The following is a 9,269-nucleotide window of genomic DNA, read 5'->3' on the forward strand; positions in this document are numbered from 1 at the left end:
CGCCGACCCCCGGGTCCAGGGCGTCTCCGTCACCGGTTCCGAGCGGGCCGGCGCGGCCGTCGCGGAGCTCGCGGGCCGGCACCTGAAGAAGGTCGTGCTCGAGCTCGGCGGCTCCGACCCGTTCGTGCTCCTGTCGACCGACGACCTCGACAAGGCGGTCGAGGACGCGGTCGCCGCGCGCCTGGACAACAACGGCCAGTCCTGCAACGCCGCGAAGCGCTTCATCGTGATCGACGAGCTGTACGACGCGTTCGCCGAGAAGTTCACGGAGGCGTTCACCCGCGCCCAGCCGGCCGATCCGTTCGCGGAGGGCACCCTCCTCGGCCCGCTCTCCTCCTCCGCCGCGACGGAGCGACTCGAGGCGCAGCTGGCGGCCGCGCGCGAGCAGGGGGCCACCGTCCGCGCCAGCGGCGAGGTGACCGGCAACTTCTTCCCGCCCGCCGTGCTCGAGGGCGTCACGCCCGAGATGGACGCCTACCGCGAGGAGTTCTTCGGCCCCGTCGCCGCGCTCTACCGCGTCCGCGACGAGGACGAGGCGATCGCCCTCGCGAACGACACCCCCTACGGCCTCGGCTCCTACCTCTACACGACCGACCAGGAGCAGGCGCTGCGCCTGGCGGACCGGATCGACGCGGGGATGGTCTGGATCAACCTCGTCCTCGGCGACGCGGCCGAGCTGCCCTTCGGCGGCGTGAAGCGCTCGGGCACCGGCCGCGAGATGGGCCGCCCCGCCCTCGAGGAGTTCGTGAACAAGAAGCTCATCCGCATCGCGTGAGACGGGCGCGGGCCGGGCCCCGGAGTCGATCCGGAGCCCGGTCCGCAGCCGCTCGGCGTGCGCCGGTCACTTCTTCGTCAGCGACGACTCCTTGTGCGCGGCCTTCGCGTCGGTCTTGTCGCTCTGCACGATCCAGTAGGGCTCGTCGTCCGAGGCGTTGAACTTCTGCCCCTCGAACTGGAACTCCTTCGTCTTCTTCTCGACCAGCTCGCCGTGGGTCTCGCCCTGCGAGGTGTTCCAGCTGATCTTGTCGCCCTTCTTCACGAGGCGGCTCCTCTCTCTCGGTCGCGCCGGAGCGCGGTGGTCCCCTCGCGCGGAAGCGCGATGGTGGTGGTGACGTCGACGATCGCCGGAGCGGCGGGCGCCGACGAGAAGCCGAACCGCACGGGCGGCGAGAGCGGGCGCAACGGGCCGAGGTCCTCCTCCGCCAGCACCGCGTGGACGCCCTCGACGCGGCGGATCGCCCGCACGCCGTAGTACTCGCGGCGTCCGTGCCCGGCCGACCCGGCCGTGCTGACCCCGCGGACGAGCAGGGAGGCGACCGGCGAGATCGCGGTCAGCCATGCCGGGTGCTCGGCGAGCGGTCGCGGAACGATCCGCAGCAGCCGGCCGAGCGCAGTGAGACCGCCGAGCTCCAGTCGCACCGCGAGCGGTCCGGCCGCGACGGACAGGCCGCCCGCGATCCTCCGCCACGACACCGGCGCGATCCGCACCTCGTCGAACGCGTACGTCGACCCGATGAAGTCCGCGACCTCGCGGGTCGGTGCGATCAGGAGGCGGTGGCCGTCGCTGTCTTCGACCATCGCGTCGGCGAACGGGCCGAAGGGGGTGTCCTCCCAGAGGCCCAGCACGATCCTCGTGCCCGAGGACGTGCCGAACCCCGCGATGCGCCCGCCGAAGCGGAGGAGCCGCGGGGTCCGGCCGGTCATCAGGAGGCCGAGCGCAGCAGCGTGAACGAGCCGTCGCGGACGATCAGCGTGGTGACCTCGCCCTCGACGACCTGCTCCGGGTCGCTCGAGGCGGCCAGCGTCCACTCGGCGCCGGGCGCCTCGGGGACGGTGAACTCGACGCCGTTCTCCGCCGCGTTCAGCAGCAGGGCGAAGCTCGCGCTGCCCTCGTGCTCGAACACGAAGGTGATCGAGCGGGCGTCGGGGTTGTCCCAGTCCTCGTCGGCGAAGCCCTGCGCGTCGGAGCGGAGGATGTCGACCGTGTCGGGGCCGCCGTCGCCGGGGGCGCGGCGGAACCACTTCGGGCGCAGCGCCGGCTCCGCGGCGCGGAGGGCGATCAGCTCGCGGGTGAAGGCGAGCAGCTCGCGGTCCGCGTTCTCCCAGTCGAACCACGAGATCTCGTCGTCCTGGCAGTAGGCGTTGTTGTTGCCGCCCTGCGTGCGGGCGATCTCGTCGCCGCCCAGGATCATCGGCACGCCGGCCGAGAGCAGCAGCGTCGCGAGGAAGTTGCGGCGCATGCGGTCGCGGCGCTCGTTGACCGCCTCGTTCTCGGTCGGGCCCTCGGCGCCGTTGTTGGAGGAGCGGTTGTCGCTCTCGCCGTCGTTGTTGTCCTCGCCGTTGGCCGCGTTGTGCTTGCGCGAGTACGCGGTGAGGTCGGCGAGGGTGAAGCCGTCGTGCGCGGTGACGAAGTTGATGCTGGAGACCGGCGAGCGGCGGTCGGCCTCGTACACGTCGGGGGAGCCGAGGACGCGCTGCGCGGTCGTGCCGAGCACCGAGTCGGCGCCGTTCCAGAAGTCGCGCACGTCGTCGCGGAACTTCCCGTTCCACTCCGACCAGTCCGCGGGGAAGCCGCCGACCTGGTAGCCGGCGGTGTCCCACGGCTCGGCGATCATCTTGACGGGCGCGAGCACCGGGTCCTGCGCGATCAGGTCGAGGAACGCGCTGTGCACCTCGGCCTCGCCGGTCTGGCGGGTGAGGGTGGTGGCGAGGTCGAAGCGGAAGCCGTCGATGTGCATCTCGGTCACCCAGTAGCGCAGGGAGTCCATGATCAGGCCGAGCGCGGCCGGGTGCGCGACGTTGAGGCTGTTGCCGGTGCCGGTGGTGTCGAAGTAGTTCGCGCGGTCCTCCTCCACCAGGCGGTAGTAGGAGCCGTTGTCGATGCCCTTGAACGAGAGGGTGGGGCCCTTGTCGTTGCCCTCGGCGGTGTGGTTGTAGACCACGTCGAGGATGACCTCGAGGCCGGCCTCGTGGAACGCCTTGACCATGGCCTTGAACTCGTCGACCTGCGAGCCGTCGTCGCCGGCGTGGGAGTACTCGTTGTGCGGCGCGAAGAAGCCGAGGGAGTTGTAGCCCCAGTAGTTGCGCAGGCCCTTCTCCTCGAGGTGCGAGTCCTGCACGAACTGGTGCACGGGGAGCAGCTCGACCGAGGTCACGCCCAGGTCGGTGAAGTGCTTGATCGCGGCGGGGTGCGCGAGGCCGCGGTAGGTGCCGCGGATGTCCTCGGGCACGTCGGGGTGCAGCTTCGTGAAGCCCTTCACGTGCACCTCGTAGACGACGGTCTCCTCGAGCGGGATGCGCGGCGCGGTGTCGCCGCTCCAGTCGAAGGAGTCGGGATCGGTGACGACGCAGCGGGGGACCGCGTGCGCGGAGTCGGCGTCGTTGCGGGTGTCGGCGTCCTCGTAGAACTGGCCGAAGACGTCCTCGGACCAGGTGTACGAGCCCTCGATCGCGGTGGCGTGCGGGTCGAGGAGGAGCTTGGCGGCGTTGTGGCGGAGGCCGTTGGCGGGGTCCCAGGGGCCGTCGACGCGCAGTCCGTAGCGGGTGCCGATGCCCATCTCGGGGACGAGGCCGTGGAAGACGTGGCCGGTCCGCTCGGTGAGGGCGACGCGGGTCTCTGCTCCGGACTCGTCGAAGAGGCAGACCTCGACGCTGTCCGCGGTCTCGGAGTAGACGGCGACGTTGGCGCCGGCGTCGCCGCGGAGGGAGACGCCGAGGGGATACGGGAAGGAACGGGGGGATGCGGGCATGCGTCCATCCTGACCGGGCGGCTCCGGGAGCTTCGCGCCCTTGTCGCCGCGCCCGCCTCCCGCTAATCTTCCAGGCCCTCCCTTCGACAAGGCGCCCTCCGCGGGCATATAGTCAGCTGGCTTACTAAATCGTCGGAGGAGAGCGTCGTGCGCAACCGCAAGTGGATCGGGCTGGTCGTCATCAGTCTCGGAGTGGCGACGATCATCGTCGACTCGACCATCGTCAACGTCGCCATCCCGTCGATCGTCGCCGATCTCGGGATCACCTCGACCCAGGTGCAGTGGGTGCAGGAGTCGTACACGCTCGTGTTCGCCGCGCTCCTGCTGGTCTTCGGCACCCTCGCCGACCGCTGGGGCCGGCGCCGGATGCTGATCGTCGGCGTCTCGCTCTTCGCGCTCTCCTCCGTCGCGGCGGCCGTCGCTCCGACCGGCGACCTGCTGATCCTCTCCCGGGTCGTGCAGGGCGTCGGAGGAGCGATGGTGCTGCCGACGACCCTCTCGCTGATCAACGCCACCTTCCGCGGGCGCGAGCGCGCCATCGCCTTCGCCGTCTGGGGCTCGACCATCGGCGGCATGACCGCGGTCGGCCCGCTGCTCGGCGGCTGGCTCACCACCGACTTCTCGTGGCGCTGGGCGTTCGGCATCAACATCCCGCTCGGCGTGATCATCGTGGTCGGAGCGCTGCTGTTCGTCGACGAGTCGCGGCAGCCCGACGGGCGGCGGGTCGACCTCGTCGGCGCCGCGCTCTCGATCATCGCCTCCGCCTCCCTCGTGTTCGCCCTCATCGAGGGGCGCACCCTCGGCTGGTGGGGCGTCGACGAGCGGCTGAGCGTCGGCGGCTGGAGCTGGCCGCTCGGCCTCTCGCCGGTCCCGATCGCGTTCGCCGTCGCGGTGCTCGCCGGGGTCGCCTTCGTCCTCTGGGCGCGGGCCCGCGAGCGCGCCGGGCGCTCGGCGATGCTCGCGATCGGGCTCTTCCGCCTCGCCTCGTTCCGCAACGGCAACCTCGCCGCGATGATCGTCTCGCTCGGCGAGTTCGGGATCATCCTGGCGCTGCCGATCTGGCTCCAGAGCGTCCTCGGCTACACGGCCGTGCAGACCGGCCTGGTGCTCCTCGCGCTCGCGCTCGGCTCCTTCGTCGCCTCGGGCTTCGCCGGCGCCTTCGGCAACAGGGTCGCGCCGGTGCTGATCGTGCGGGTGGGCCTCTTGGCCGAGATCGTCGGAGTCGCGGGCATCGGCCTGGTCGTCTCCGACTCCACCCCGTGGTGGGCCCTCGTCCCGTTCCTCGCCGTCTACGGCTTCGGCGTCGGCCTCGCGACAGCGCAGCTGACCGGGGTCGTGCTCCGGGACGTGCCCGTCGAGCTCAGCGGGCAGGGCTCGGGCACGCAGTCGACCGCGCGGCAGATCGGCTCGGCGCTGGGCATCGCCGTGCTCGGGACGATCCTCTACACCTCGACCGCGGGGGTCCTCACGACCTCCCTCGAGCAGCAGGGCCTCCCCGCGGAGCAGGTCGCGAGCACCGTCGACGCGGTGGTCGACTCCTCCGGTGCGGCGATCGCGGGGCTGGCAGCCTCACCGGCCACCGCCGACGCGGCCCGGGCGGCGGGCGAGGCGTTCTCGGACGGCACCCGCTACGCCGCCTTCGCGGCCGCCGGGTTCCTCGCCGTCGGCTTCCTGGCCACGCTCTCGCTCGGCCGACCGGCCGAGGAGGAGGAGACGGTGGTCAGCTCAGCGGAGCCGAGTCGTCGGCGGTGAAGACGATCTTGCCGATCGTGCGGTCGGCGCCGGTCGCTCGGCGCGACAGAACGTCGACGACGTCGCCCAGCGGATGCACGGCGCCCGGCCGGGGCCGCAGCTCGCCGGAGGCGGCGAGCGAGACCGCGCGCCCGATCCGCTCCGCCGTCGCCACCACGATCATGTTGCGCACCCGCGGGCGGTCGCGGCGGACGAGGCCCGTCGCCTGCGAGACCAGCGCCGGACCGCTCGGCACCAGCGTCGCGATGCGCCCGCCCTCGGCCAGGAGGATCGCCGCGTCGTCGACCGGCAGGTGGCCGGAGACGTCGACGACCACGTCGAAGCGGCCGCCCAGCACCCCGAGGTCGAGCGCGCGGTAGTCGTGCGGCTCGGCGCCGAGCGAGCGGAGGAGGTCGGCGGAGGCGGCCGAGCCGGTGGCCGCAACCGTGCATCCCGCCCGCACCAGCAGCTGGATCGTCGGATCGCCGATGGCTCCCGAGCCGCCGCTGACGAGGACGCGCTCGCCGGAGCGCACGTGCAGTGCGTCGACCAGGCCCACCGCGGTGCCGCCCGACATCGCGAGCGTGACGGCCTCGACGAAGCCGAGGGAGTCGGGCATCGGGACGAGCGAGCGGCTGCGCGCGATGGACGCGTCGGCGAAGGCGTCGCCGTCGCGGGTCATCCCCACCACGCGGTCGCCGATCGCGACCGAGTGCGACCCCGGGCCGAGCGCCTCGACGGTGCCGGCGATGTCGAGCCCGAACCCGTAGGGACGGGAGCGGCCGACGGCCATGATCCGCGCGGAGCCGGACAGGATCTTCTCGTCGGTCGCGTTGATGCTCGCCGCGCGCGTGCGCACCAGGACCTCGCCGCGACCCGGCATGGGCACCGGCGCTTCCCGCCACGAGAGCAGATCGGGCCCGCCGAACCTGTCGTACCCGAGTCGTCGCATGTCGCTCCCGTCGTCCGTGCCAGCCCCCCCGAGCCTAGGGCGTGGCCGCTGGGCGGAGGCGTCGCGGGAGCCCGGCGGAACCCCCTCCGGTGCCCGCGGGCCCGGTGCTACCGTGGCGGCCATGAGCGCAGACGACAGCCCCGAGTTCGCAGGCTTCGAGGCCACCCCCTCCACCGATGCGGAGAAGGCCGACGACGTCCGTCCCGCCGACGCCGAGGTCGAGGAGAACACGACGGCCGACGAGAGCCGCGACCCGGACCACGGCTACGACCCGATGAGCGAGAGCGGCTCCGAGAACGCCCCCGAGGACGAGGTCGGCCCCCGCGAGGACGAGGAGGGCCTGCTTCCCCCCGGCAGCACCGCCGAGGGAGCCGGCACCGCGCTCGGCGCCGACGCCGTCGAGGGCGGCGAGCCCCTGGGCGAGAACGCGAGCGCCGGCACCCCCGGTCAGCTCGCCGACGAGCGCTGGCGCACCAACGGCATCAACCCGCTGGGGTGAGCCGTCTTCCGCGGCGGTCCCCGCCCGCCGCGGGAGTGACCACCGCCGGAGGCGAACCGTCGAAACGCGTTCCAGCGTTTCGGCGTAGCCGGACGCGACCCGCTCCACCTGCCCGGCCGTCTGCGGGAGCCGACCGCGCCGCGGCGGGCGGGGACCGCCGCGGGAGTGAACACCGCACACAGCTGGCGTTCCGGTTGCTCGGAGGAGGAGCAGGGGTGGGCGCCGTAGCGTTCCGGGAGCGCGGCACGCCGGTCGCGCGGACGGGGAGTCCCATGTCGTTGTTCCTGAACCGCACTCGTGAGGTCCGATGGACCGAGGATGAGAGGCGGGCGCTGGCCGAGGCGGTGGCGGAGGATCGGGCCGACGCCTGGCGCGGAGTGGGTGCGCTCGATCGCACCGTCGTCGTCTCGACCGAGGATCCCGGCGTCCGCGGCGGCGCGCGCTGGCCCACCGATCACCGTGCGTTCCTGCGCGTCGACCGCGGCGCCTCCGTGGTGCTCGCTACCGACGGGCTGAGCGATCCCTTCGACCGGCTCGCGCATCCCGGCACCGGTCTCGGCCTCGAGCTGTGCCTCGAGACGTCCGCCGTCCGCGGCGTCCCCACCGCCGAGCTCTGGAACCACTGGCACTTCCGCCTGCTGTACGAGGCCGCCCGACGGGCCGCCCTGCAGGGGGTGTGCTGCCGCAGCTCCCTCGACACGGCGCGGCTCGCGAACGTCGCGGCGCCGCCCGCCTGGACCGATGAGCAGGGCACCGTCGGCGTCCTCCTGGGCCTGCGCAGCCCCGGCCTGCCCGAGCGGCTCGACCTGGCGACCGGTCACGCCGACCTGGTCACCCTCACGCCGCTGCGGCCGCAGGAGCACGCCCGGGCGTCGGTCGACGCAGGCGCCCGTGCCGAGATCGCTGAGCGCCTCCGGGCCCTGCCGCACGAGGAGCTCGTGCACACGGCCCGGCCGCTCGTGGTCTGAGGAGCGTCGCGGGTCAGGAGCCTTCGGCCGGCTCCGGCACCACGGTCATCTCGCCGGTGTTGTTCGCGCTCGCGATGAACTGCTCGATCCACAGGCGGTTCAGCGACGGCCGCTTGCTGCCGTGGAACCGGAAGTGCAGCGGAGTCGTCGGGTGCACCCAGACGGAGCTGCGGCCGTAGCCGGACGACTCCGGCTCGCTCCAGGAGAGGCTGAACGACTCGTTCCGCCGCATCTTGGTGAACATCGCGACCTTGAGGTGCGCGAGGAGCCGGTCCTCGAAGTCGATCTCGAGTGATTGCGGTCCGTAGATCAGTCGTCCCATTGTCTCCGCCGTGAAGTCGTGCCGACGCGCCGGAGTCCCGGACGGCGTCGCGGGCTCCGTGAGCTCGGGAGCCGCCACGGAGAGGATACCGATCCTGCGGCCCGGAGGGGTGACACGGGTTCCGCCTCCGCCGGCCGGGGGCGGAATCACCCCGTCAACGACGGACGCCCCGCCGACCGGATCCGGGGATCCTGGTCGACGGGGCGTCGGAAGTCGGAGATTACTCGCCGACGCCGCGGATGTTCGCGGCCTGCGGGCCCTTGCGGCCCTGCTCGACGTCGTACTCGACGTGCTGGTTCTCGACGAGCTCGCGGTAGCCCTGCTTCGCGATGGCGGAGAAGTGCGCGAACACGTCGGCGCCTCCGTCGTCGGGAGCGATGAAGCCGAAGCCCTTTTCGGAGTTGAACCACTTAACGGTGCCAGTAGGCATTTCTTTTCCTTATGTGTTAATGACGCCGACCGGGGCCGGCGTCGTCAGAGTCCGCACGAGTGTGCGGTACCCGCTCGACTCGGCCTCCGCGGGTGAAACACGCGTCGGCCGGAGTCGTCCGGGTCGTCTAGGGGCTGAGCTCGCGCCTCCGGGGAGGGCGGCTCTGCGGGGGAGAACGTCCCGCGCACCGGGCGAGCCGGTGGAGCGGGGGTCGAACGAGGAACGGCGCGGCTTCCGCGGCGTCCTGTGAAGGGCGGTACCCGCGTGCGAGGCGGGCGTTCGAACCGGACGACCGAGGACGATGCTCTCGGTCGGTGCGGTCTCTATCAGGGGCTGAGTCTCTTCGTCGTCGTGCGACTTCTCAGCCGTGGAATTCGGGCGATCACCCAGGAGATGTTTCGACTCTACGGGATCACGGCCCCTGAGCGCGACCGCCCGCGTCATACGGCGCGCCGATCCGCGTGCGCTGGACGGCCGTAAGGCCCGCTGGAGTGGGTCGCGGTGTGCCACGATACGACTCGGAACGCGCCGTTCCTCGTTCGACCCCCGCTCCACCGGCTCGCCCGGTGCGCGGGACGTTCTCCCCCGCAGAGCCGCCCTCCCCGGAGGCGCGAGCTC

General features: G+C 72.3%; 10 protein-coding genes. 4 read left to right on the top strand and 6 right to left on the bottom strand.

Features of this window, described 5'->3' with window-relative positions; all coding sequences use genetic code 11:
• A partial coding sequence (locus tag C5C27_RS15350; RefSeq protein WP_146079715.1) for an aldehyde dehydrogenase family protein occupies nt 1-775 on the top strand: 775 nt, incomplete at its 5' end.
• A gap of 66 nt (nt 776-841) precedes the next feature.
• Here the strand turns inward: C5C27_RS15350 and C5C27_RS15355 are convergent.
• From C5C27_RS15355 to glgX, 3 genes are read right to left on the bottom strand one after another with little or no spacing between them, the layout of a single operon-like run.
• Nucleotides 842-1,039 carry a DUF2945 domain-containing protein gene (locus tag C5C27_RS15355; RefSeq protein WP_056866275.1) on the bottom strand — a complete coding sequence of 66 codons (198 nt, stop codon included), beginning with the start codon at nt 1,037-1,039 and terminating at the stop codon, nt 842-844.
• A complete protein-coding gene (locus C5C27_RS15360) occupies nt 1,036-1,704 on the bottom strand; it encodes a hypothetical protein (RefSeq protein WP_104314842.1) in 669 nt (222 codons plus the stop codon). The genes C5C27_RS15355 and C5C27_RS15360 overlap by 4 nt, the downstream gene beginning before the upstream one ends.
• Nucleotides 1,704-3,749, bottom strand: a complete 2,046-nt coding sequence (gene glgX / locus C5C27_RS15365; protein ID WP_104283107.1) for a glycogen debranching protein GlgX — start codon at nt 3,747-3,749, stop codon at nt 1,704-1,706. Before glgX ends, C5C27_RS15360 begins: the two co-directional genes overlap by 1 nt.
• A 147-nt stretch (nt 3,750-3,896) precedes the next feature.
• Between glgX and C5C27_RS15370 the strand changes: the two genes are divergently transcribed.
• The gene (locus C5C27_RS15370; RefSeq protein ID WP_104314843.1) at nt 3,897-5,501 is read left to right on the top strand and encodes a DHA2 family efflux MFS transporter permease subunit; all 1,605 of its coding nucleotides are present in this window, start codon (nt 3,897-3,899) and stop codon (nt 5,499-5,501) included.
• Here C5C27_RS15370 and C5C27_RS15375 read toward each other — a convergent pair.
• The gene (locus C5C27_RS15375) at nt 5,470-6,432 is read right to left on the bottom strand and encodes an NADP-dependent oxidoreductase (protein WP_104238973.1); all 963 of its coding nucleotides are present in this window, start codon (nt 6,430-6,432) and stop codon (nt 5,470-5,472) included. The genes C5C27_RS15370 and C5C27_RS15375 overlap by 32 nt on opposite strands.
• Nucleotides 6,433-6,553: 121 nt before the next feature.
• Between C5C27_RS15375 and C5C27_RS15380 the strand changes: the two genes are divergently transcribed.
• A complete protein-coding gene (locus C5C27_RS15380; protein ID WP_104314845.1) occupies nt 6,554-6,931 on the top strand; it encodes a hypothetical protein in 378 nt (125 codons plus the stop codon).
• Between the two features lie 272 nt (nt 6,932-7,203).
• The gene (locus tag C5C27_RS15385) at nt 7,204-7,899 is read left to right on the top strand and encodes a hypothetical protein (RefSeq protein WP_104238971.1); all 696 of its coding nucleotides are present in this window, start codon (nt 7,204-7,206) and stop codon (nt 7,897-7,899) included.
• Nucleotides 7,900-7,912: 13 nt separating this feature from the next.
• On the opposite strand, the gene C5C27_RS15390 is transcribed toward C5C27_RS15385, so the two are convergent.
• Complete coding sequence (locus C5C27_RS15390; RefSeq protein ID WP_104226101.1) at nt 7,913-8,221, bottom strand: hypothetical protein; 309 nt, start codon at nt 8,219-8,221, stop codon at nt 7,913-7,915.
• Nucleotides 8,222-8,441: 220 nt separating this feature from the next.
• Nucleotides 8,442-8,651, bottom strand: a complete 210-nt coding sequence (locus C5C27_RS15395) for a cold-shock protein (RefSeq protein WP_055786246.1) — start codon at nt 8,649-8,651, stop codon at nt 8,442-8,444.
• Nucleotides 8,652-9,269 lie beyond the last annotated feature (618 nt).

Origin of the sequence: Rathayibacter sp. AY2B7 (genome assembly GCF_002931635.1) — a bacterium.
GTDB lineage: Bacteria > Actinomycetota > Actinomycetes > Actinomycetales > Microbacteriaceae > Rathayibacter.

What these genes read in the sequence shown, in the direction of transcription:
- C5C27_RS15360 (WP_104314842.1), bottom strand. Translation starts at nt 1,704, where the DNA reads ATGACCGGCCGGACCCCGCGGCTCCTCCGCTTCGGCGGGCGCATCGCG.
- glgX (WP_104283107.1), bottom strand. Translation starts at nt 3,749, where the DNA reads ATGCCCGCATCCCCCCGTTCCTTCCCGTATCCCCTCGGCGTCTCCCTC.
- C5C27_RS15375 (WP_104238973.1), bottom strand. Translation starts at nt 6,432, where the DNA reads ATGCGACGACTCGGGTACGACAGGTTCGGCGGGCCCGATCTGCTCTCG.
- C5C27_RS15380 (WP_104314845.1), top strand. Translation starts at nt 6,554, where the DNA reads ATGAGCGCAGACGACAGCCCCGAGTTCGCAGGCTTCGAGGCCACCCCC.
- C5C27_RS15385 (WP_104238971.1), top strand. Translation starts at nt 7,204, where the DNA reads ATGTCGTTGTTCCTGAACCGCACTCGTGAGGTCCGATGGACCGAGGAT.
- C5C27_RS15390 (WP_104226101.1), bottom strand. Translation starts at nt 8,221, where the DNA reads ATGGGACGACTGATCTACGGACCGCAATCACTCGAGATCGACTTCGAG.
- C5C27_RS15395 (WP_055786246.1), bottom strand. Translation starts at nt 8,651, where the DNA reads ATGCCTACTGGCACCGTTAAGTGGTTCAACTCCGAAAAGGGCTTCGGC.